The following is a 22,975-nucleotide window of genomic DNA, read 5'->3' on the forward strand; positions in this document are numbered from 1 at the left end:
CGCGCCCCTGATCACCGGGCGCTCCCGCCTGCCCGCGGCCACCGGCATCATGGATGCCATGCCCGAAGGAGACACCGTCTGGCAGACCGCTCAGCGGCTGCACCAGGCCCTTGCGGGTTCCCCACTCACCCGCAGCGACCTGCGCGTTCCCCGTCTGGCGACCGCCGACCTCACCGGCCGCCGGGTCCTCGAGGTGGTCCCGCGCGGCAAGCATCTGCTGACCCGTGTCGAGGGCGGGCTGACCCTCCACTCCCATCTGCGGATGGACGGCTCCTGGCAGGTGTACGGGCCGGACGAGCGCTGGCGCGGCGGTCCGCACCACCAGATCCGGGCCATCCTCGCCAACACCGCCCACACCGCCGTCGGCTACCGCCTGCCCGTCCTGGAACTGCTCCGCACCGGCGACGAGGACCGGGTCGTCGGCCATCTCGGCCCCGATCTCCTCGGCCCCGACTGGGATCCGGACGAGGCGCTGCGCAGGCTGCTCGCCGACCCCTCCCGGCCCCTGGGCGAGGCGCTGCTCGACCAGCGGAACCTCGCCGGGATCGGCAATGTCTACAAGTCCGAGCTGTGCTTCCTGCTGCGCGTGTCACCCTGGCTGCCGATCGGCGAGGTGCCCTCTCCCGAACGCCTGGTGGCCCACGCCAAGAAGCTCCTGGAGGCCAACAGGAACCGGCGCGCCCGGGTCACCACGGCCGAGTCGCGCCGTGACCGTCGGCTGTGGGTGTACGGGCGCCCGGGGCGGCCCTGTCTGCGCTGCGGTACGCCGGTGCGCGCCGCCGACCAGGGGCGCGCGGGTCAGGAGCGCTCGACCTTCTGGTGCCCGAGCTGCCAGGCGGGACCGCAGGGACCGGATCCGTCCTGACGCGGAGGGCCTCCCCGGCGGCGGGCGCCGCCCCTTCTGGGCGACGGACCGCAGTGCACCGGCAGCAGGCTCAGCCCCCAGCCGCCGACCGCTAAGGCCCCCTCTACCGGCCCGGTCTCCCCCGGCTGCACCGCCAGCCGCAGCACGGCCCACCACCAGACGCCGCCCAGAGCGAGCGCGATCACCCATCGGACCGGCCTGAGGCCCTGGGTGTCGGCCCCTCCGACGGCTGCCATGACTGCCTCCTTCGGCGACGCTAGACGCCTGTTCGCACACGGCGGGAGGGCGCACAGGAGGCACGTCGGCGCGTGTCGGACACTTGCGCTCCCCCCAGTCTGCCCAGCCGGGCGATACCGCGCACCCAGAGCGAGCCACCGGGCCGGAGCCACCGGGCCGGAACGAGATGGCCTCGACCTCGCCCAGGGCCCGAGCCCGCCTCAGCCGCGCTGGCCGCCGTTCTCGGCCTGGAACATCCAGTGGTGCTTCTCCAGGTCGCGAGTGAGCTCGATGAGAATGTCCTGGGTCACCGGGTCCGGCTCGTCGGTGGCCCTGATGCGCTCCCGCATCCGTCCGATCACCGCTCCGAGGGCGTTCACGAGCGTCCGGACGGCCTGCGCGTCATCGGTCCAGCCGTCCTTGACCGTTTCGACACCGCTGGTCGCGGCGACCGTCTGGGCCCGTCCGTCCGGCGGCACCCCGAGCGCAGAGGCCCGCTCCGCCACCGTGTCGGCATACTCCCTGGTCGACGCCACGACATCGTCGAGCTGCAGATGGACCGTGCGGAATCGCGGGCCCACGACGGTCCAGTGGATCTGCTTGCCCACCAGGTGGAGGTCGACGAGGTCGACGAGGGCGCCTTGCAGCGCGTCGGCGACGATCTTGAGGTGTTCCTCCGGCAGCGGGCTCTTCACCACAGACATCCACTTCCTCCTGTTCGACCGTTTGGCCCCTCTTGATTGCCTCTCTTCCTCTGGGGTGACCCGAATCCGGACGGACAAACATCGAGGCCCCGGCCGGTATGGCTACCGGTCGGGGCCTGGAGAGCTGGCTTCTCAGGGGTGCTCAGGCCGCCACCACGTCCACGGCTTCCTTGGGCGTCTTGATGGTCACCCGCTCCTCCGGAACGCCCGTCACGGACGTCACAGAGACGGGATTGAGCACGGGCCGCATGGGCGCCGGCACCTTCTCGGTGGTGGACGCGGCCGACTCGGCCAGTTCGGCGAGCGACAGCTCGTCGCTGACCTCGCGCATGACCTGCGACATCCGTACCTCCAGGGCGTCGCAGATGGCCGACAGCAGCTCGGATGAGGCTTCCTTCTGACCGCGCTCGACCTCTGACAGATAGCCGAGCGACACCCGGGCGGAGGAGGAAACCTCGCGCAGAGTACGGCCCTGGCGCTGGCGCTGCCGGCGCAGCACGTCACCCAGCAGGCGACGGAGCAGAATCATCGCTGGCTCCCTCCTCGGACCTCGGATCCGGATCCTTCACGCCCCACCGTACCGCCTCCGGCTGTGCCCGTGCGGGGAGCGATGTCGTGTTCACTCAGGGCTGCAAACATCAAATCTCGTCGTGTTGTTCCGTATCCTTTGCCCCCGCCGTCGCGATCAATTCGCTGAACAGCAGCTTGATTGCGGCATGGACGGTCTGGCCGCGGATTCCGGCGCGGTCTCCTTCGAGCCGCAGCGCCGCCGCGGCCACCGCGTCCGAGGGCCCCGCGACGGCCACATGAACGGTGCCCACGGGCTGGCCGTCCTGGGGTGTGGGACCCGCCACACCGGTGGTGGCCACTCCCCAGTCCGCGCCCAGCGCACGCCGTACCCCCCGGGCCATCTGCCGGGCCACCTCGGCGTCGACCGCACCGCGCTCGGCCAGCAGGGCCCCGTCCACACCCAGCACCTCGCGCTTGAGGTCGGTGGCGTACGCCGTCACCGAGCCCCGGAAGGAGCGGGAGGCGCCGTCCACCGAGGTCAGCTCGGCGGCCACCAGACCGCCGGTGAGCGATTCGGCGGCGGCCAGGGTCTGCCCGCGCCGCTCCAGCAGCGCCAGCACATCGGCCGCCGTCCCGCCGTCGCTCACTTCGTGGCCTCCTCCGTCGTCCGTCCCGCCCGGCGCAGCACGACCGCCTGCCGGACGTAGTCGAGGCCGGTGACCACGGTCAGGACGACGGCCACGGCCATCACCCAGAACCGCAGCGAGGCCAGCGGTCCGGTCAGCGCCAGGATGTACATCCCGACGGCGGTGCCCTGCACGAGCGTCTTCATCTTTCCGCCCCGGCTGGCCGGAATGACCCCGATCCGGATCACCCAGAACCGCATCAGTGTGATTCCGATCTCACGGAAGAGGATCACTCCCGTCACCCACCAGGGGAGGTCGGACAGGGCCGACAGACAGATCAGCGCCGCGCCCATGATCGCCTTGTCCGCGATGGGGTCGGCGATCTTCCCGAAGTCGGTGACCAGGTTGTACCGGCGGGCCAGATGACCGTCGAAGAGATCGGTGATCATGGCGATGGCGAACGCCGCCCACGCGAAGGAGCGCCACGCCGGGTCGTACCCGCCATTGTGCAGCATCAACAACACAAACCCGGGCACCAGCAGCAGCCGCACCATGGTGAGGATGTTGGCGATGTTCCACAAACCGGCGGGCCTGACCGTGGCGGCGGCCGGTCGGCGGTGACCTCCGGCGGCGGAGGCCGGGACACCCGTCATCTGCCCGCCTCTCCGGTGGACGCGCCGCCGCCCTGCCGCTCCAACGGCTCAAGCGGCTCCGCGACGAGGTCCACCCCCTCCGTCGCGATCACCTTCGCTTCGACCATACGGCCCACCTCCGGCTCCCCGTCGGTGCGCAGCAGCGTCTGGCCATCGGTCTCCGGCGCCTGGTGGGCGCCCCGGCCCAGGACCGCCCCGGTGTCGTCGATCTCCTCCACCAGGACCTCCACGACCTCGCCGAGCCGCTCCTCCGCCCGCTGGGCGGTCAACTCCTCCGCGAGCCGCGAGACGCGCTCCAGACGCTCCGCGACCACCTCCGGGTCGACCTTGTTCTCGTAACCGGCGGCCTCGGTACCGTCCTCGTCCGAGTACCCGAAGACTCCGATCGCGTCCAGCCGCGCCGCATTGAGGAAGCGCTCCAGTTCGGCCAGGTCCTCCTCGGTCTCGCCGGGGAAGCCGACGATGAAGTTGGACCGGGCACCGGCCTGCGGCGCCTTGCCTCTGACCGTCTCCAGCAGCTCCAGGAACCGGTCGGTGTCGCCGAAGCGGCGCATGGCGCGCAGCACCCCGGGCGCCGAGTGCTGGAAGGACAGATCGAAGTACGGCGCGACCTTCTCGGTCGAGGTGAGCACGTCGATCAGCCCGGGACGCATCTCGGCGGGCTGCAGATAGCTGACCCGGATCCGCTCGATGCCGTCCACCGCGGCCAGCTCCGGCAGCAGCGTCTCCAGCAGCCGGATGTCCCCGAGGTCCTTGCCGTACGAGGTGTTGTTCTCCGAGACCAGCATGATCTCCTTCACCCCCTGCTCGGCCAGCCAGCGGGTCTCGCCCAGCACATCGGAGGGGCGGCGGGAGATGAAGGAGCCGCGGAAGGACGGGATGGCGCAGAACGAGCAGCGCCGGTCGCAGCCGGAGGCCAGCTTCACCGAGGCGACCGGGCTGCTGTCCAGTCTGCGCCGCAGCGGGGCCCGCGGCCCGGAGGCCGGGGCCACCCCCTCGGGCAGGTCCTCGGGCGCGGTGTCCTGGGCGTGGCCGGGCAGTGCCACCGAGGTGGCGTCCTGCCGCTCGGCGGGGCTGATCGGCAGCAGCTTGCGGCGGTCGCGCGGGGTGTGGGAGGCGTGGATGCCGCCGGAGAGGATGGTCTGGAGGCGGTCGGAGATATCGCCGTAGTCGTCGAAGCCGAGCACCCCGTCGGCCTCGGGCAGCGCATCGGCGAGCTCCTTGCCGTACCGCTCGGCCATGCAGCCGACGGCCACCACGGCCTGGGTACGGCCGTGGTCCTTCAGATCGTTCGCCTCCAGCAGGGCGTCGACCGAGTCCTTCTTGGCGGCCTCGACGAAGCCACAGGTGTTGACGACGGCGACGTCCGCGTCGGCGGCTTCCTCGACGAGCTCCCAGCCGTCCGCCGCCAAGCGGCCTGCGAGCTCCTCCGAGTCCACCTCGTTACGGGCGCAGCCAAGAGTGACAAGGGCGACGGTGCGGCGTTCGGGCATGGGCTCAGACTACTTTGTCCCCACGACAGCCCCCGCTGCCAGGGCTGCCGATCTTCGCGCGGGTCAGCCCGCCTCGGGGTCTCCCTTGGTGTAGCTGAGCCGCTGGACGGCCCCGCTGGTGCCCACGTTCTTCACTTCCTTGCCGTTCACGAACAGCTTGATCGCCCCGGCGTTGCCCAGCACCAGATCGATGCGCCTGCTGTCGCTGAAGGTCTTGGAGTCGCCCTCGCGCAGCACGCCCTCCTCGAGCAGCCGGCCGTTGTGGTCCTGGGCGGAGATCCAGCTCTGACCGCCCTCGGCGGTCAGCTTGACGGTGACCTTGTCCGCCGGGACGCCCGCGATGGCGCTGTCGGACGGGTCGGGCTTGTGCGGAGTGGCGGGCTTGGAGGGGGCGGCGGTGTTGGTGGGCGCGGAGGCGCTGGGCTTGGGCGAGGCGGTGTCCTCGGCGACGCTCGAGTCGTCGCCGTCACCGCCCCGGAACAGGGTGAAGCCCACGAATCCGACGACGGCGACGATCGCCGCGACCATCGCGGCCGTCCAGTTGGGGCGCCGGGGCTCGGGGCGGATCCGCTCGGCCTCGAACAGCGGCGCCGGCGCGGTCGGCGCGGGCCGGCCGCCGTGCTCGGCGTCGAACTGCGCGATCAGGGACTCCGGATCGAGGCCCACGGCGCGCGCGAGCACCCGGATGTGCCCCCGGGCGTAGACATCGCCGCCGCAGCGCGAGAAGTCGTCCTGCTCGATGCCCCGCACGATGGGGGTGCGCACCCTGGTCGAGGAACTGACCTCGTCGACGGTCAGCCCCGCGGAGATACGGGCCTGCTGGAGGGCGCGACCGATGGAAGGCCGGTCGTCTTCGGGGGAGTTGCCGTCTTCGGGAAGGTTGCCGATGGACACGGGGGCGCCTTTCGAGCGTGAGCCACCTGCTGGGGGTTCAGTCTAGGGGTGGGGCGAAAGGGTCGGGCAAGCGGGAGGACGGAGTTTGTCCGCCATCGGGATTGCCGTTCGATCACGATTCTGGGGTCTCACTCCGCCACCTCCCTCAACTTGACGTTTCGGTAGGGGAAACGGTTGCCCGCCAAACCCTTATGAGTGAGCCTTACCGCGGATCACGTCGAGCACGCCATCCAATTCATCCGGCTTGACGAGCACATCGCGCGCCTTGGATCCCTCGCTCGGGCCGACGATGTTCCGGGACTCCATGAGATCCATCAGCCGCCCCGCCTTGGCGAAACCCACCCGCAGCTTGCGCTGGAGCATCGACGTCGAGCCGAACTGGGTGGAAACCACCAGCTCAGCGGCCTGGCAGAGCAGATCGAGATCATCGCCGATCTCCTCGTCGATCTCCTTCTTCTTCGACGTCCCGACCGTCACGTCGTCGCGGAAGACCGGTGCCATCTGCTCCTTGCAGTGGGCGACGACGGCCTCGACCTCGGACTCGGTGACATACGCGCCCTGCATCCGGACGGGTTTGTTCGCGCCCATCGGCAGGAAGAGGCCGTCGCCCTTGCCGATCAGCTTCTCGGCGCCGGGCTGGTCCAGGATGACGCGGCTGTCGGCCAGTGAGGAGGTGGCGAAGGCGAGTCGCGAGGGCACATTGGCCTTGATCAGACCGGTGACGACGTCCACGGAGGGCCGCTGGGTGGCCAGCACCAAGTGGATTCCGGCCGCGCGCGCCAGCTGTGTGATCCGCACGATCGAGTCCTCGACGTCCCGCGGTGCGACCATCATCAAATCGGCCAGCTCGTCGACGATCACCAGCAGATACGGATAGGGCTTGAGCTCCCGCTCGCTCCCCTCGGGCTCCTTCACCTTCCCCCCGCGTACCGCCGCGTTGAAGTCGTCGATATGGCGGAAGCCGTAGGCCGCGAGGTCGTCGTAGCGAAGGTCCATCTCCCGCACGACCCATTGGAGCGCCTCGGCGGCGCGCTTGGGGTTGGTGATGATCGGTGTGATCAGATGCGGAATGCCCTCGTAGGCGGTCAGCTCCACCCGCTTGGGGTCGACCAGCACCATCCGCACATCGTCCGGCGTGGCACGGGCCATGATCGATGTGATCAGGCAGTTGATGCAGGACGACTTGCCGGAACCGGTCGCGCCCGCCACCAGCACATGCGGCATGGTGGCCAGGTTGGCCGCCACATAGCCGCCCTCGACGTCCTTGCCCAGCCCGACGAGCATCGGATGGTCGTCGCCGACGGAGTCCGCCGCACGCAGCACATCGCCCAGGTTGACCATCTCGCGGTCGCTGTTGGGGATTTCGATGCCGACGGCCGACTTGCCGGGGATCGGGCTGATGATACGAACATCGGGGCTGGCGACCGCGTAGGCGATGTTCTTGGTCAGTGCGGTGATCCGCTCGACCTTGACGGCCGGGCCCAGCTCCACCTCGTAGCGGGTGACCGTCGGGCCGCGGGTGAAGCCGGTGACGGCGGCGTCCACCTTGAACTCCGTGAACACCTTCGTCAGCGAGTCCACGACCGCGTCGTTGGCGGCGCTGCGGGTCTTGCCGGGGCCGCCGCGCTCCAGCAGCTCGAGCGAGGGCAGCGAGTAGGTGATGTCGCCGGAGAGCTGGAGCTGCTCGGCGCGCGGCGGCAGCGGCTCGCCGGACTCGACCGCGGACCGGGTGAGATCGGGGACCTGCTGCGGATCCGCCTCGTCGGCTCCGTCCTGACGGCCCTTCCCGGCCACCGCCTTGCCCTTGGCACCGCCCTTCCCGGCGGCCTTTCCCGGCTCCTTGTCGGCATCGCGCGCGCCCGGCACCCCGCCGCTCGCGGCTCCGTCCTCGCGCTCGCCCGAAATCCCGTTGCTGAGCCCGGCGACGAGCGGCGAGGGCTGCACACCGTGCAGCACGGCCCCGTCCAGCGAGGCGGCGGCAGCGGCCGCCACGTCCACCGCGTCCAAGGGCCGGTCGAGCGGCGGTTGGACGGACGACGAGCGGCGCGAGCGCCGGCGCTTGCGCAGCGCCTCCTCCTCGGCCCGCTCCGGGCCTCCGGCACCGTCCGGGTCCTCTTTGGCGAGTGAGGTCCTGCGAGGCCGTCTGGCGGGCGTCTCGCGCCATTCGTCGGCGTACTCCGCCGCGTCGTACCCGGCCTCCGACGCGTACGCGTCCTGGTCCCGCACCAGGCCGAGCCGGACGCCCAGCTGCCGCAGCCGCTGCGGAATGGCGGCGACCGGCGTCGCGGTGACCACCAGCAGCCCGAAGACGGTCAGCAGCACCAGCAGCGGTACGGCCAGCACGTCGCCCATCAGGTAGATCAGCGGCCGGGAGACGGCCCAGCCGATCAGACCGCCCGCGTCCTGCATCGCCGCGGTGCCCTCGCCGCGCCCCGGGGCGCCGCAGGCGATGTGCACCTGCCCCAGGACGCCGATGACGAGCGCCGAGAGCCCGATGACGATCCGTCCGTTTGCCTCCGGCCGCTCCGGGTGGAGGATCAGCCGGACGGCGATGGTGCCCAGCAGTATCGGCACCACCAGGTCGAGCCGGCCGAAGGCGCCGGTGATCAGCATTTCGACCAGCCTGCCGACCGGCCCGTCCAGATTGGACCAGGTGCCCGCCGCGACGATCAGGGCGAGGGCGAACAGCAGCAGGGCGCTGCCGTCCTTGCGGTGGGCCGGATCGAGTCCCTTGGCGCCGCGTCCTATGCCGCGGAACATCGCCGCGAGGCCGCGCGCCATGCCCATCCACACGGCGCGCACGATGCGGAACACGCCGCTGGTGGGATTCGGGGCGGGTGACGGCGCCGCCTTTGCCGCCGCCTTCTTCGAGGCGGCCTTCTTCGCGGGCGCGGCGGACTTCTTGGCGGGTGCCTTCTTCGCGGGCGCCTTCTTGGCGGCCGCCTTCTTCGCCGCGCCTCCGGACTGCCCGGCGCGCTTCTTCGAGGTGCCCGCCGTGCTCTGGGAACCCTTGCCGGACGTACGAGAGGCCATGGAGGCGAGGTTACCCGCGTCCGCCGTACGGGGCACGCATGGCGGGGGCATCAGGCACCACTGACGTCACACCGGTGCCGCTGCGCCGACGAGGCGGTGAGACGGCTGTGACGGCGCGTCAAAGTGCGGGTGACCGGTCGGCGATGACCGACCGACGGCGACGGTGGGGCGGCGGATCAGTTCTGCGAGGGGACCTGGCCGGCCCCGCTCCCCGCACCCGGCTCCAGCGCGTCCAGCGCCCGCCGCAGACCGGTCAGCTTGCGCTCCAGATGGGCCGCGGTGGCCACGGCGGCGGCGTCGGCCGACTCGTCCAGCTGCTTGGACAGCGCCTCGGCCTGCTCCTCGACGGCGGCGAGCCGCGCGGACAGCTCGGCGAGCAGCCCCGCCGACTCCTTGGCCTCCCCGGCGGCGGGCTGGCCACCCTCCAACTGCAGCCGCAGCAGCGACGCCTGCTCCCGCAGCTGGCAGTTCTTCATGTACAGATCCACGAAGACCGAGACCTTGGCTCTGAGCACCCACGGGTCGAAGGGTTTGGAGATGTAGTCCACCGCGCCGGCCGCATAGCCCCGGAAGGTGTGGTGCGGGCCGTGGTTGATCGCCGTGAGGAAAATGATCGGGATGTCGCGGGTCCGCTCCCGGCGCTTGATGTGCGCCGCGGTCTCGAATCCGTCCATGCCCGGCATCTGGACGTCCAGCAGAATCACCGCGAAGTCGTCCGTCAGCAGCGCCTTGAGCGCTTCCTCCCCTGACGATGCCCGCACCAGGGTCTGATCGAGCGCGGAGAGAATGGCCTCCAGCGCCAGCAGATTCTCCGGCCGGTCATCGACCAGGAGGATCTTGGCCTTCTGCACCATGCCCCGTCCTCCTCGTCCCGGCTTGGGGTCTCCCCAGCTCGCAGAGCTGAGGAAAGCACCGGGCGCCGCCCCAGGGGACGACTCCCTTGCGCCGCCCGTCCTTGTGCCGGTCATGGTAGCCGCACCCCGCTGTTCGCCACACCCTGTCACCGCGATGTCACTGTGCACGTAGCAGAAACGCGGTGGGAGACCAGAAGGTTCCCCGAATACCGCGTTCCCACACGTGTTCGGCGACACTCAGTCAACACCACGGCTGTCCCGCGCGTACCTCGGGTCACTCCACCGACATCCACTGCTCCATCACCGTAAGGAGATGATCGGTGTCGACCGGCTTGGTGACGTAGTCCGACGCGCCCGCTTCGATGCTCTTCTCCCGGTCGCCCTTCATCGCCTTCGCGGTGAGGGCGATGATCGGCAGCCCGGCGAACTGCGGCATCCTGCGGATCGCGGCCGTCGTGGCGTAGCCGTCCATCTCCGGCATCATGATGTCCATCAGGACCAGTACGACGTCGTCGTGCTGCTCCAGGACCTCGATGCCCTCCCGGCCGTTCTCCGCGTACAGCACCTGCAGCCCGTGCTGCTCGAGCACGCTGGTCAGCGCGAAGACATTACGGATGTCGTCGTCGACGATCAACACCTTTTCGCCGTGGAAGCCGCCCGCCGGCTCCGGGGCCACCAGGTCCTGGCCGCCCAGCAGCCACGGCTCGGGGGCCTGCGCCTGCCGTCCCGGGCGGCGGCCCGCCGACCGGGCGCCCGACTCCGCCTCCGGCTCCGGCTCCGGCGGGGCCTGCTCCGCACCGTTCCGGGACGCCTCCTGCTCGGCCCGCTGACGCCGCCGGAACAGCCCGGAGCCGCCACGGCCGCGCGCCGCCGGGGAGCCCTCGGAGGCGTCCTGTGCGGCCTCCTCCCGCTCCACCGCGGCACCGTTGTCCTCGGTCTCCTCCACGGCGCTGGGGAGCGCTTCGAGCGCCAGCGGGCTCCGGCCCGAGCTGCTCGGCGCGAGCTGCGGGTAGCCCTGGGGCGGCAGCTCGCTGGGGTGCAGCGGCAGGTAGAGCGTGAAGGTCGAGCCGCGGCCCGGCTCGCTGGCCGCGTGGATCTCGCCGCCCAGCAGCCGGGCGATCTCCCGGCTGATGGACAGGCCGAGTCCGGTGCCGCCGTACTTACGGCTGGTGGTGCCGTCGGCCTGCTTGAACGCCTCGAAGATCACCCGCATCTTGCTCGCCGCGATGCCGATACCGGTGTCGGTCACCGAGAACGCGATCATCTCGGCGTCCGCGTCGCGCAGCGCACCGTGCTCCAGCAACTGCTCCCGGATGGCGTGCGGCACATCCGCGCCCGCCGGCCGGATGACCAGCTCCACGGCGCCGCTGTCGGTGAACTTCACCGCGTTGGACAGCAGATTGCGCAGCACCTGCAGCAGCCGCTGCTCGTCGGTGTGCAGCGTCGCCGGGAGCTCCGGCGACACCCTTACGGAGAAGTCCAGGCCCTTCTCCGCGGTCAGCGGCCGGAAGGTGGCCTCCACATAGTCGACGAGCTGAACCAGGGCGATACGGGTCGGGCTGACGTCCATCTTGCCCGCCTCGACCTTCGACAGGTCCAGGATGTCGTTGATCAGCTGCAGCAGGTCCGAGCCCGCGCCGTGGATGGTCTCGGCGAACTCCACCTGCTTCGGCGAGAGGTTGCCGTCGGCGTTGTCGGCGAGCAGCTTGGCCAGGATCAGCAGCGAGTTGAGCGGGGTGCGCAGCTCGTGCGACATGTTCGCCAGGAACTCGCTCTTGTAGCGCATCGAGACGGCGAGCTGCTCGGCGCGCTCCTCGAGCACCTGCCGGGCTTCCTCGATCTCGGTGTTCTTGACCTCGATGTCGCGGTTCTGGCGGGCCAGCCGCTCGGACTTCTCCTCCAGCTCCGCGTTGGACGCCTGGAGCGCCTTCTGCCGGTTCTCCAGCTCGGCCGACCGCTCGCGCAGCTGCTCGGTCAGCTCCTGCGACTGCTTCAGCAGCACCTCGGTCTTGGTGTTGACGCTGATGGTGTTGACGCTGGTGCCGATCATCTCGGCGATCTGGTTGAGGAAGTCCTTCTGGATCTGGGCGAACGGCTGGAACGAGGCCAGCTCGATCACGCCCAGCAGCTGCCCCTCGAAGAGCACCGGCAACACGATCACATGGGCCGGGGCCGCCTCGCCGAGCCCCGAGGCGATCTTGAGATAGCCCGGTGGCACGTTCTCCACCAGGATCGCGCGCTTCTCCTCGGCGACCGTGCCGATCAGCGTCTCACCGGGCTTGAAGCGCGTGGGCATCGAGCCGTAGGTGTAGCCGTAGGAACCGACCAGCAGCAGTTCGTAGCCGTCGTCGGAGGTGCTGTCCGCGACCACCTCGGTGCCCTCGCCGGGCGGCACGGCCAGGAAGAACGCGCCGTGCTGGGCGGAGACCACCGGGGTCAGCTCGCTCATGATCAGCCGGGCGACGTCCTCCAGGTCGCGACGGCCCTGCATCAGACCGGAGATCCGGGCCAGGTTGCCCTTGAGCCAGTCCTGCTCCTTGTTGGCGAGCGTGGTCTCGCGCAGGTTGGCGATCATGGTGTTGATGTGGTCCTGGAGGACCTGGATCTCGCCGGAGGCGTCCACGTCGATCTTGAGGTTGAGATCGCCGCGGGTCACTGCGGTGGCCACCTCGGCGATGGCGCGCACCTGACGGGTCAGGTTCCCGGCCATCTCGTTCACCGACTCGGTCAGGTCCTTCCAGGTGCCGGCCACGTCCCGCACCCGCGCCTGGCCGCCCAGCTGGCCCTCGGTGCCCACCTCACGGGCCACCCGGGTCACCTGGTCGGCGAACGACGACAGCTGGTCCACCATCGTGTTGATGGTCGTCTTCAGCTCGAGGATCTCGCCGCGTGCCTCGATGTCGATCTTCTTGGTCAGATCGCCCTGGGCGATGGCCGTGGTGACCATGGCGATGTTGCGCACCTGGCCGGTCAGGTTGGACGCCATCGAGTTCACGGACTCGGTGAGGTCCTTCCACGTCCCCGAGACGCCGGGCACCCGGGCCTGGCCGCCCAGGATGCCGTCCGTGCCCACCTCGCGGGCCACGCGGGTGACCTCATCGGCGAACGACGACAGCGTCGTCACCATCGTGTTGACGGTGTCGGCCAGCGCCGCGACCTCACCGCGCGCCTCGACCGTCACCTTCTTCGTCAGATCACCATTGGCGACCGCGGCCGAGACCTGCGAGATGTTCCGCACCTGGATGGTCAGGTTGTTGGCCATCAGGTTGACGTTGTTGCTCAGGTCCTTCCAGATTCCGGTCACGCCCGGAACCCGCGCCTGACCGCCCAACTGCCCCTCGGTGCCCACCTCACGGGCCACCCGGGTGACCTGCTCGGCGAACGACGACAGCTGGTCCACCATCGTGTTCACCGTGGTGACCAGCTCGAGGATCTCGCCCTTGGCATCGACGGTGATCTTCTTCGACAGATCGCCCTTGGCGACCGCCGTGGTCACCTCCGCGATCGAACGCACCTGGGACGTCAGGTTGTTGGCCATGCTGTTGACGGACTGGGTGAGGTCCTTCCACGTCCCGGAGACGCCCTGCACCTCGGCCTGGCCGCCCAACTGGCCCTCGGTGCCCACCTCGCGGGCGACCCTGGTGACCTCCTCCGCGAAGGACGACAACTGGTCGACCATCGTGTTCAGAGTGTTCTTCAGCTCCAGGATCTCGCCGCGCGCATCGACGTCGATCTTCTGGGAGAGGTCACCGCGCGCGACCGCCGTGGCCACCTGGGCGATATTGCGCACCTGGGCGGTCAGGTTGCCCGCCATGCCGTTCACCGAGTCGGTCAGATCGCGCCAGACGCCCGCCACACCGGGCACCTGCGCCTGACCGCCCAGCCGGCCGTCCGTACCCACCTCGCGGGCGACCCGGGTCACCTGCTCGGCGAAGTCGGAGAGCTGGTCGACCATCGTGTTGATGGTGTTCTTCAGCTCCAGGATCTCGCCGCGCGCGTCCACCTCGATCTTCTGCGACAGATCGCCGCGCGCGACCGCCGTCGTCACCTGGGCGATACCGCGCACCTGCGCCGTCAGGTTCCCGGCCATGGAGTTCACGGAGTCGGTCAGGTCCGCCCAGACGCCGCTGACCCCGTCCACCCGGGCCTGACCGCCCAGCCGGCCCTCGGTGCCCACGTCCCGCGCCATCCTGGTGACCTGGTCGGCGAACGAGGACAGCTGGTCCACCATGGTGTTCACGGTGTTCTTCAGCTTGAGCATCTCGCCGGAGACGTCGACGGTGACCTTCTGCGACAGATCGCCGTTCGCCACCGCCGTCGTCACCTGCGCGATATTGCGCACCTGTCCGGTGAGGTTCCGGAACGCGGTGTTCACCGAATCGGTGAGATCCTTCCACGTCCCCGCCGCACCCGGCACCTGCGCCTGACCGCCCAGCTCGCCCTCGACGCCGATCTCCCGGGCGACCCGCGTCACCTCGGCGCCGAACGACTGCAGCTGGTCCACCATCGTGTTGACGGTGTTCTTCAGCTCCAGCATCTCGCCGGCCACATCGACGGTGACCTTCTGCGACAGATCGCCGTTCGCCACCGCCGTCGTCACCTGCGCGATGTCCCGCACCTGCGCGGTGAGGTTCCGGAACGCGGTGTTCACCGAATCGGTGAGATCCTTCCACGTCCCCGCCGCACCCGGCACCTGCGCCTGACCGCCCAGCAGCCCCTCGGCGCCGACCTCGCTGGCCACCCGCGTGACCTCGTCCGCGAAGGTGCGCAGCGTCTCGGTCATGGTGTTGATCGTGTCGGCGAGCTGCGCGACCTCGCCGCGTGCGCTCACCGTCACCTTCTGCGACAGATCACCGTTGGCGACCGCCGTGGTGACCTGGGCGATCCCGCGCACCTGCGCGGTCAGGTTCCCGGCCATGAGGTTGACGGAGTCGGTGAGGTCCTTCCAGACGCCCGCGACGCCCGGCACCTTCGCCTGGCCGCCGAGCTCGCCCTCGGTGCCCACCTCACGGGCGACCCTGGTCACCTCGGAGGCGAACGAGGAGAGCTGGTCCACCATCGTGTTGACGGTTTCCTTCAGCTCGAGCATCTCCCCGGACACATGAACCGTGACCTTCCGGGACAGATCACCCTTGGCCACCGCCGTGGTCACGAGAGCGATGTCACGCACCTGAGCGGTGAGCCGGGAGGCCATCGTATTGACGGACTCCGTGAGGTCCTTCCACGAACCCGACATTCCGCGCACCCGGGCCTGACCGCCCAGTTTGCCCTCGGTGCCGACCTCACTCGCGACCCGCGTCACCTCGTCGGTGAACGCCGAGAGCTGATCCACCAGGCCGTTGACCGTGCGGCCCACCTTGAGGAACTCACCCCGCAGGGGATGCGCCGACCCGTCGGAGCCCTGGGCCCGCAGGTCCATGCGCTGCTCCAGGTCGCCCTCGGCGACCGCCGACAGCACCCGGCCCACCTCGGACACCGGCCGTACGAGATCGTCCACCAGGGCGTTGGACGCGTCAATGGCCGCGGCCCACTGCCCCTCACAGGCGCCGGTCTCCAGCCGCTCGGTGAGCTTGCCCTCGCGGCCGACCACCCGCCGCACCCGGGTCAGCTCGCCCGTGAGCTGCAGATTGCGGTCCGCGACCTCGTTGAAGACCGCGGCGATCTCGGACATCACGCCCTCGCCCGAGACCGTGAGCCGCTTGCGGAAGTTCCCGTCCCGCATGGCCGTCATCGCGGTCAGCAGCCGGTTCAGGGCCGCCGTCTCCACTTCAGTCGTCCCATTGCTTCGGGACCGTCCGCCTTTCGCGCGCGTATTCGTGCCCCGCGCCGCTGCGCCAGACTCCACCGTGTCCCTCCCGCAGGGTTGACCGTCCTCGTCGGGTTCTTCTTCCAGCTTCCCCAGTGTTTCACCATGCCCCAACCAGGCCATAACAGTTCGGCAGCATCCCACACCGCCGAGGGCACCTCTGGGTGGAATCGAGGGCGACCGGCATTCGCGACGGCGTCGGTGGTAAGTAACCTGGCAACCGGCCAGGGCATCGGAGGGGCGCTGCGACATGGGTGAGCAGTTCGCCGAGACACTTATGAGGAGACCTGTGATCACCGCGCGGGCAGCCGCCACCTTCGAGCCGGTGGGACGCTCGGTCGCCGCCGCCCGCACCTTTGTCCGGGACACCCTCCACGGGTGGGGCCTCACCGATATCGTGGACGACGCCGTCGTCCTGACCAGCGAACTTGTCACCAACGCGGTGGTGCACGCCGGTACCACCGCCGATGTGGTCTGCATCCGCGCCGACACCGGCGTGCGCGTCGAGGTCGCCGACCGCTACCCCGAGCGCGAGGTCCCGCTGCAGAGCAACGGCGGCCACCACTTCGGCCACCCCGACCGCGAGGGCGGCCGCGGTCTGCTGCTGTGCGCCGCGCTCGCCGCCCGCTGGGGCGTCGAGTACACCGCGACCCACAAGCAGGTGTGGTTCCAGCTCGACTTCCCCGACCGTCCGGCCGGCACCCGGGCCGCCGGGCCCGCCCTGCCCTCCAGTGCCCTGCCCATCGCCGACTCCCGGGTCCGGGTCGGGGTCGTCCAGGTCGACAGCGGCGGATTGATCAGCGCCTGGAACGAGGACGCTCAGGAGCTGTTCGGTTACCAGCCGGAGCAGATCATCGGCAAGCCGCTGACCGACCTCGCCGCCTGGCCGCACACCCCCGGCACCGGCACCGGTGTCGCCGAGGCGCTGCTGCTCTCCCGCTGGGAGGGCTCCTACGGCATCCGCGGCGCCGACGGCCGGGTCTCCCCCGTCTACGCCTCCCACCTGCGCATCCGCGACGCCGAGGGCGAGCCGTCCACCGTCTGTCTGCTGGTGCGCGACCGCGAGCGCGCCGTGCTCCAGAGCCCGATGCGCGGTGCGAACGTGGACGCCGCCGAAACCGCCGAGCGGGGCCCGGCCACCGACGCCTTCGAGGTCTTCATCGGCTCCCCGGCCCCCGACGACCTCGACGGACTGCTCCAGCGCACCGTCGAGCGGGCCCGCGATATGCTCGACGGCGACGCCGCCTATCTGCTGCTCGCCACCGACGACGAGACCGAGCTGGAGGTCCGCGCCTCCACCGGGCTGCCCTCGGCCCGCCAGCGCTTCGCCCGCGTCCCCGTCGAAGCGGGCACCGGGCGCTACGGCTCGGCCCGCATGCCCGCCGTCCACGAGGACCTGTCCGCGGTGCCCGGCGCCGTTCCCCTGCTGGTGAACACGGGGATGCGCTCCGTGGTCACCGTCCCGCTGAAGGTCGAGGGCCGGCTCACCGGCTCGCTCGGCGTCGCCGCCGAGTCCCCCGCCCGCTACAGCAACGAAGAGGCACTGCGGCTGCAGTTCGCCGCCGACCGCATCGCCCTCGCCGTCGAGCGCGCCCGCCTCACCGAGCTGGAGCGGCTGCGCCGCGGCTCCCTGTCCTTCCTCGTCGAGGCGTCCGACCTCCTCGCGGGCACGCTGGACCGCGATCAGACGCTGGCGCTCATGGCACAGATGACGGTGCCCACGCTGGCCAGTTGGTGCGCCGTCTATACGGTCGCCGACCAGGCGTCCGATCCCGAGCTGTCGTATGTCCTGCATGAGGACGAGGACCGCATCGACGGGCTCAAGGCCCTGCTGATGAAGATCGACCCGCCGGAGCAGGTCCCCACCGGCGGCGCCCGCAGCTGGTCCGGCCCCTATGACGCGGCCCACGCCGCCGCCCTGCGCACCTCGCTGCGCAGCCTCAGCCTCGGCGACTCCGCCCGCCCCTCCTCCGGTCCCGGCGCCTCGCTCGCGACCGCTTCCGCGGTCGGCGGGGAGACGGTCGTGCTGCCTCTGGTGGCCCGCAACCGCGTCATCGGCATGCTCATCCTCGGCAAGCCCACCGACGAGCACTTCCGCCAGGAGAACCTGGAGCTGGCCGAGGACCTCTCCCGCCGGGCCGCGCTCGCGCTGGACAACGCGCGGCTCTACTCCGAGCGCACCGCGATCAGCCAGTCCCTCCAGCGCAGTCTGCTGCCGCCCGAGCAGCCCGAGGTCCCCGGAGTCGAGGTCGAGGTCATCTACCGCGCGGCGGGCGAGGGCAACGAGGTCGGCGGCGACTTCTACGACCTCTTCCCGATCCGCGACGGGGCGTACGGCTTCGCCATCGGCGACGTCTGCGGCACCGGACCGGAGGCCGCCGCGGTCACCGGACTCGCCCGGCACGCCCTGCGGCTGCTCGCCCGCGAGGGCTTCGGCGGCCCGGCGGTCCTGGAGCGGCTCAACGCGGCGATCCTCGACGAGGGCGCCCGCAGCCGCTTCCTGACCCTCCTCTACGGCGAGTTGTGGCCGCAGCACGACGGCAGCGCGGTGCTCAAGGTCGTCTGCGCCGGACACCCGCTGCCGCTCCGGCTGCGCCAGGACGGCAGCGTGGAAGCGGCGGCCGAGCCCCAGCCGCTGCTCGGCGTCATGGAGGACCTCGAGCTGTACGAGCAGACGGTGACGCTCGACCCGGGCGATGTGCTGCTGTGCGTCACCGACGGGGTGACGGAGCGGCGCGAGGGCACCAGGATGCTCGGCGACGACGGCCTTGTCGACGTCCTCACGACCTGCACCGGCCTTACGGCGGGCGCGGTGGCCGCCCGGGTGCTGCGGGCGGTCGAGCGCTTCGCCGCGGAGCCGCCCTCCGACGACATGGCGATCCTGGCGATGCGCGTCCCGGAGCCCGAGCCCGCCGACGCCTGAGGCGGCCGGGCGCCCGGGGCGCGCCCGGCGATGCCCGAACATGACGAAGGCCCCCGCCACATGGCGGGGGCCTTCGCAGGAGAGCCCCAATACGGAATCGAACCGTAGACCTTCTCCTTACCATGGAGACGCTCTGCCGACTGAGCTATTGGGGCGCGTCGACGAGATCGATCATACCCGAACTCGGGTGCGCTCCCGACCACCCGCCCCGTGGCTCAGGCGGCTGACTGCAGCAGCCCGCCCAGCGCGTTGCAGGCCGAGACCACGCGCTGCAACTCCCGCCGCGACATGGTCGGATCGACGGGCAGCGCCAGGCACTCATCGGCCGCGCGCTCGGTCTCCGCGAGCCACAGATCGCGCCGGAAGCGCGCGGTGCGGTGCGCGGGCGTCTGTACGGGCACATGGCATACGACGCCGCGAGAACGCAGCGTACGGGCGAAGGCGTCCCGGTCCGGCCGGCCGTTGCCGGGGACCCGAACGACGTATTGCTGGTAGGTGTGTTCCACCCCGGGCGCGACCGGCGGCGTGAGGACGCCACGCAGCTTTCCGTCCAGATAGGCCGCGTTGGCCTGCCGCCGCAGTATCTCCCCGGCGGGCTCGCCGGCAGCCCCGTGTCCGATCACCAGCACGCCGTGCCGCCGGCCGAGCTCGGTGAGGGCCGCCATATCGGCGGGATGTCCGAAGGTGTGAATGGCCACGATGGCCGCGGTCCTGGGCGTCAGCGCCTCGGCCACCGCGGCCGGGTCTATGCAGTAGGTATGGGCGTCGATGTCCACGAACACCGGCCTGGCGCCGGCCAGCAGCACCGCTTCCGCGGCTTCGGAAGTGCCGTAGGACGGCACGATGACCTCGTCGCCCGGCCGCACGCGCGCCCGGGTCAACTCATGCAGCAGCTCATCCGTAGAAGTCCCCATGAGCGGCATCGTGCCCAGGCAACATGAACACCGAGTGGCTCGCAACACAACAAGAGAAGAGCCCTGCCGGAGACCGAAGTCCCGGCAGGGCTCTCTACACAATTTGTTCGGCGGCGTCCTACTCTCCCACAGGGTCCCCCCTGCAGTACCATCGGCGCTGAAAGGCTTAGCTTCCGGGTTCGGAATGTAACCGGGCGTTTCCCTAACGCTATGACCACCGAAACACTATGAAACAAACACCGGACACAACCCATACACATGGGGGTCAGACGGTTCATTGCTTCAGAACCAACACAGTGGACGCGAGCACCTGAGGACAAGCCCTCGGCCTATTAGTACCAGTCAACTCCACCGGTCACCCGGCTTCCATATCTGGCCTATCAACCCAGTCGTCTACTGGGAGCCTTAACCCATCACGTGGGTGGGAGCCCTCATCTCGAAGCAGGCTTCCCGCTTAGATGCTTTCAGCGGTTATCCCTCCCGAACGTAGCCAACCAGCCATGCCCTTGGCAGAACAACTGGCACACCAGAGGTTCGTCCGTCCCGGTCCTCTCGTACTAGGGACAGCCCTTCTCAAGACTCCTACGCGCACAGCGGATAGGGACCGAACTGTCTCACGACGTTCTAAACCCAGCTCGCGTACCGCTTTAATGGGCGAACAGCCCAACCCTTGGGACCGACTCCAGCCCCAGGATGCGACGAGCCGACATCGAGGTGCCAAACCATCCCGTCGATATGGACTCTTGGGGAAGATCAGCCTGTTATCCCCGGGGTACCTTTTATCCGTTGAGCGACGGCGCTTCCACAAGCCACCGCCGGATCACTAGTCCCGACTTTCGTCCCTGCTCGACCCGTCGGTCTCACAGTCAAGCTCCCTTGTGCACTTACACTCAACACCTGATTGCCAACCAGGCTGAGGGAACCTTTGGGCGCCTCCGTTACCCTTTAGGAGGCAACCGCCCCAGTTAAACTACCCACCAGACACTGTCCCTGATCCGGATCACGGACCCAGGTTAGACATCCAGCACGACCAGAGTGGTATTTCAACAACGACTCCACACTAACTGGCGTCAATGCTTCACAGTCTCCCACCTATCCTACACAAGCCGAACCGAACACCAATATCAAGCTATAGTAAAGGTCCCGGGGTCTTTCCGTCCTGCTGCGCGAAACGAGCATCTTTACTCGTAATGCAATTTCACCGGGCCTATGGTTGAGACAGTCGAGAAGTCGTTACGCCATTCGTGCAGGTCGGAACTTACCCGACAAGGAATTTCGCTACCTTAGGATGGTTATAGTTACCACCGCCGTTTACTGGCGCTTAAGTTCTCAGCTTCGCGGGATCGAAACCCCACTAACCGGTCCCCTTAACGTTCCAGCACCGGGCAGGCGTCAGTCCGTATACATCGCCTTACGGCTTCGCACGGACCTGTGTTTTTAGTAAACAGTCGCTTCTCGCTGGTCTCTGCGGCCACCACCAGCTCAAGGAGAAAATCCCATCACCAGCAATGGCCCCCCTTCTCCCGAAGTTACGGGGGCATTTTGCCGAGTTCCTTAACCATAGTTCACCCGAACGCCTCGGTATTCTCTACCTGACCACCTGAGTCGGTTTAGGGTACGGGCCGCCATGAAACTCGCTAGAGGCTTTTCTCGACAGCATAGGATCATCCACTTCACCACAATCGGCTCGGCATCAGGTCTCACCCTTAAATGAGGGACGGATTTACCTACCCCTCGGGCTACACCCTTACCCCGGGACAACCACCGCCCGGGCTGGACTACCTTCCTGCGTCACCCCATCACTCACCTACTACAAGTCTGGTCCGGCGGCTCCACCACTCCCCTTCACCCGAAGGATCCAGGGCGGCTTCACGGCCTTAGCATCGCCTGATTCAGCGTTGACGCTTCAAAGCGGGTACCGGAATATCAACCGGTTGTCCATCGACTACGCCTGTCGGCCTCGCCTTAGGTCCCGACTTACCCTGGGCAGATCAGCTTGACCCAGGAACCCTTAGTCAATCGGCGCACACGTTTCTCACGTGTGTATCGCTACTCATGCCTGCATTCTCACTCGTGAACCATCCACAACTCGCTTACACGGCTGCTTCACCCGGCACACGACGCTCCCCTACCCATCACAGCCCCCGTTAGGGGTCATGCTGCAATGACACGACTTCGGCGGTACGCTTGAGCCCCGCTACATTGTCGGCGCGGAATCACTTGACCAGTGAGCTATTACGCACTCTTTCAAGGATGGCTGCTTCTAAGCCAACCTCCTGGTTGTCTCTGCGACTCCACATCCTTTCCCACTTAGCGTACGCTTAGGGGCCTTAGTCGATGCTCTGGGCTGTTTCCCTCTCGACCATGGAGCTTATCCCCCACAGTCTCACTGCCGCGCTCTCACTTACCGGCATTCGGAGTTTGGCTAAGGTCAGTAACCCGGTAGGGCCCATCGCCTATCCAGTGCTCTACCTCCGGCAAGAAACACACGACGCTGCACCTAAATGCATTTCGGGGAGAACCAGCTATCACGGAGTTTGATTGGCCTTTCACCCCTAACCACAGGTCATCCCCCAGGTTTTCAACCCTGGTGGGTTCGGTCCTCCACGAAGTCTTACCTCCGCTTCAACCTGCCCATGGCTAGATCACTCCGCTTCGGGTCTTGAGCGCGCTACTAAACCGCCCTATTCGGACTCGCTTTCGCTACGGCTTCCCCACACGGGTTAACCTCGCAACACACCGCAAACTCGCAGGCTCATTCTTCAAAAGGCACGCAGTCACGACCGTGCTCCAAAGAACACGGCGACGCTCCCACGGCTTGTAGGCACACGGTTTCAGGTACTATTTCACTCCGCTCCCGCGGTACTTTTCACCATTCCCTCACGGTACTATCCGCTATCGGTCACCAGGGAATATTTAGGCTTAGCGGGTGGTCCCGCCAGATTCACACGGGATTTCTCGGGCCCCGTGCTACTTGGGTATCGCACAAGCAAGTTGCTGACATTTCAGCTACGGGGGTCTTACCCTCTACGCCGGGCCTTTCGCATGCCCTTCGCCTACATCAACAATTTCTGACTCACCCAGCCGCCGGCAGACGACTGAAGTACGAACCCACAACCCCGCATGCGCAACCCCTGCCGGGTATCACACACATACGGTTTAGCCTCATCCAGTTTCGCTCGCCACTACTCCCGGAATCACGGTTGTTTTCTCTTCCTGCGGGTACTGAGATGTTTCACTTCCCCGCGTTCCCTCCACATACCCTATGTGTTCAGGTATGGGTGACAGCCCATGACGACTGCCGGGTTTCCCCATTCGGACACCCCCGGATCACAGCTCGGTTGACAGCTCCCCGGGGCCTATCGCGGCCTCCCACGTCCTTCATCGGTTCCTGGTGCCAAGGCATCCACCGTGCGCCCTTAAAAACTTGGCCACAGATGCTCGCGTCCACTGTGCAGTTCTCAAACAACGACCCGTACCCCGT

General features: G+C 68.5%; 12 protein-coding genes, 1 tRNA gene and 2 rRNA genes. 2 read left to right on the plus strand and 13 right to left on the minus strand.

Annotated elements, in window-relative coordinates:
* Positions 1–58: 58 nt before the first annotated feature.
* Complete coding sequence (locus tag ACZ6TD_RS15010) at positions 59–865, plus strand: Fpg/Nei family DNA glycosylase (RefSeq protein ID WP_471354292.1); 807 nt, start codon at positions 59–61, stop codon at positions 863–865.
* Positions 866–1,302: 437 nt separating this feature from the next.
* Here the strand turns inward: ACZ6TD_RS15010 and ACZ6TD_RS15015 are convergent, their stop codons facing one another.
* From ACZ6TD_RS15015 to ACZ6TD_RS15055, 9 genes are all read right to left on the minus strand, one after another.
* Positions 1,303–1,785, minus strand: coding sequence for a Dps family protein (locus ACZ6TD_RS15015; RefSeq protein ID WP_471354293.1), 483 nt, complete (start codon positions 1,783–1,785; stop codon positions 1,303–1,305).
* A gap of 142 nt (positions 1,786–1,927) precedes the next feature.
* Positions 1,928–2,314 carry a helix-turn-helix domain-containing protein gene (locus ACZ6TD_RS15020; protein ID WP_020868033.1) on the minus strand — a complete coding sequence of 129 codons (387 nt, stop codon included), beginning with the start codon at positions 2,312–2,314 and terminating at the stop codon, positions 1,928–1,930.
* A 109-nt stretch (positions 2,315–2,423) separates the two neighbouring features.
* Positions 2,424–2,942, minus strand: a complete 519-nt coding sequence (locus ACZ6TD_RS15025) for a CinA family protein (RefSeq protein WP_471354294.1) — start codon at positions 2,940–2,942, stop codon at positions 2,424–2,426.
* Complete coding sequence (pgsA, locus tag ACZ6TD_RS15030; protein WP_471354295.1) at positions 2,939–3,574, minus strand: CDP-diacylglycerol--glycerol-3-phosphate 3-phosphatidyltransferase; 636 nt, start codon at positions 3,572–3,574, stop codon at positions 2,939–2,941. Before pgsA ends, ACZ6TD_RS15025 begins: the two co-directional genes overlap by 4 nt.
* Positions 3,571–5,067 carry a 30S ribosomal protein S12 methylthiotransferase RimO gene (rimO, locus tag ACZ6TD_RS15035; protein ID WP_471354296.1) on the minus strand — a complete coding sequence of 499 codons (1,497 nt, stop codon included), beginning with the start codon at positions 5,065–5,067 and terminating at the stop codon, positions 3,571–3,573. Before rimO ends, pgsA begins: the two co-directional genes overlap by 4 nt.
* A gap of 63 nt (positions 5,068–5,130) precedes the next feature.
* A complete protein-coding gene (locus ACZ6TD_RS15040; protein ID WP_471354298.1) occupies positions 5,131–5,961 on the minus strand; it encodes a helix-turn-helix domain-containing protein in 831 nt (276 codons plus the stop codon).
* A gap of 189 nt (positions 5,962–6,150) precedes the next feature.
* Positions 6,151–8,994, minus strand: a complete 2,844-nt coding sequence (locus tag ACZ6TD_RS15045) for a DNA translocase FtsK (RefSeq protein ID WP_471354300.1) — start codon at positions 8,992–8,994, stop codon at positions 6,151–6,153.
* 176 nt (positions 8,995–9,170) lie between these two features.
* Positions 9,171–9,848 (minus strand): response regulator, encoded by a 678-nt coding sequence (locus ACZ6TD_RS15050; RefSeq protein WP_020868040.1) that lies wholly within the window; start codon positions 9,846–9,848, stop codon positions 9,171–9,173.
* 274 nt (positions 9,849–10,122) lie between these two features.
* Positions 10,123–15,693: a HAMP domain-containing protein gene (locus tag ACZ6TD_RS15055; protein ID WP_471354302.1), complete on the minus strand. Its 5,571-nt coding sequence runs from the start codon at positions 15,691–15,693 to the stop codon at positions 10,123–10,125.
* A gap of 250 nt (positions 15,694–15,943) precedes the next feature.
* Here ACZ6TD_RS15055 and ACZ6TD_RS15060 point away from each other — a divergent pair, with 250 nt between their 5' ends.
* Positions 15,944–18,577, plus strand: a complete 2,634-nt coding sequence (locus ACZ6TD_RS15060) for a SpoIIE family protein phosphatase (protein WP_471354304.1) — start codon at positions 15,944–15,946, stop codon at positions 18,575–18,577.
* 82 nt (positions 18,578–18,659) lie between these two features.
* Here the strand turns inward: ACZ6TD_RS15060 and ACZ6TD_RS15065 are convergent.
* The 4 genes from ACZ6TD_RS15065 to ACZ6TD_RS15080 all read right to left on the minus strand — a co-directional run bounded on the left by ACZ6TD_RS15065 (position 18,660) and on the right by ACZ6TD_RS15080 (position 22,924).
* Positions 18,660–18,732, minus strand: a tRNA-Thr gene (locus ACZ6TD_RS15065).
* Between the two features lie 60 nt (positions 18,733–18,792).
* The gene (locus ACZ6TD_RS15070; RefSeq protein ID WP_471354306.1) at positions 18,793–19,491 is read right to left on the minus strand and encodes a DegT/DnrJ/EryC1/StrS family aminotransferase; all 699 of its coding nucleotides are present in this window, start codon (positions 19,489–19,491) and stop codon (positions 18,793–18,795) included.
* A gap of 105 nt (positions 19,492–19,596) precedes the next feature.
* Positions 19,597–19,713: ribosomal RNA gene (gene rrf, locus ACZ6TD_RS15075) — 5S ribosomal RNA — on the minus strand.
* 90 nt (positions 19,714–19,803) lie between these two features.
* Positions 19,804–22,924: ribosomal RNA gene (locus ACZ6TD_RS15080) — 23S ribosomal RNA — on the minus strand.
* Between the last annotated feature and the right edge of the window lie 51 nt (positions 22,925–22,975).

The organism is Streptomyces yongxingensis (assembly GCF_055597465.1).

What these genes read in the sequence shown, in the direction of transcription:
- ACZ6TD_RS15045 (WP_471354300.1), bottom strand. Translation starts at nt 8,994, where the DNA reads ATGGCCTCTCGTACGTCCGGCAAGGGTTCCCAGAGCACGGCGGGCACC.
- ACZ6TD_RS15050 (WP_020868040.1), bottom strand. Translation starts at nt 9,848, where the DNA reads ATGGTGCAGAAGGCCAAGATCCTCCTGGTCGATGACCGGCCGGAGAAT.
- ACZ6TD_RS15010 (WP_471354292.1), top strand. Translation starts at nt 59, where the DNA reads ATGCCCGAAGGAGACACCGTCTGGCAGACCGCTCAGCGGCTGCACCAG.
- ACZ6TD_RS15070 (WP_471354306.1), bottom strand. Translation starts at nt 19,491, where the DNA reads ATGGGGACTTCTACGGATGAGCTGCTGCATGAGTTGACCCGGGCGCGC.
- ACZ6TD_RS15020 (WP_020868033.1), bottom strand. Translation starts at nt 2,314, where the DNA reads ATGATTCTGCTCCGTCGCCTGCTGGGTGACGTGCTGCGCCGGCAGCGC.
- ACZ6TD_RS15015 (WP_471354293.1), bottom strand. Translation starts at nt 1,785, where the DNA reads ATGTCTGTGGTGAAGAGCCCGCTGCCGGAGGAACACCTCAAGATCGTC.
- pgsA (WP_471354295.1), bottom strand. Translation starts at nt 3,574, where the DNA reads ATGACGGGTGTCCCGGCCTCCGCCGCCGGAGGTCACCGCCGACCGGCC.
- rimO (WP_471354296.1), bottom strand. Translation starts at nt 5,067, where the DNA reads ATGCCCGAACGCCGCACCGTCGCCCTTGTCACTCTTGGCTGCGCCCGT.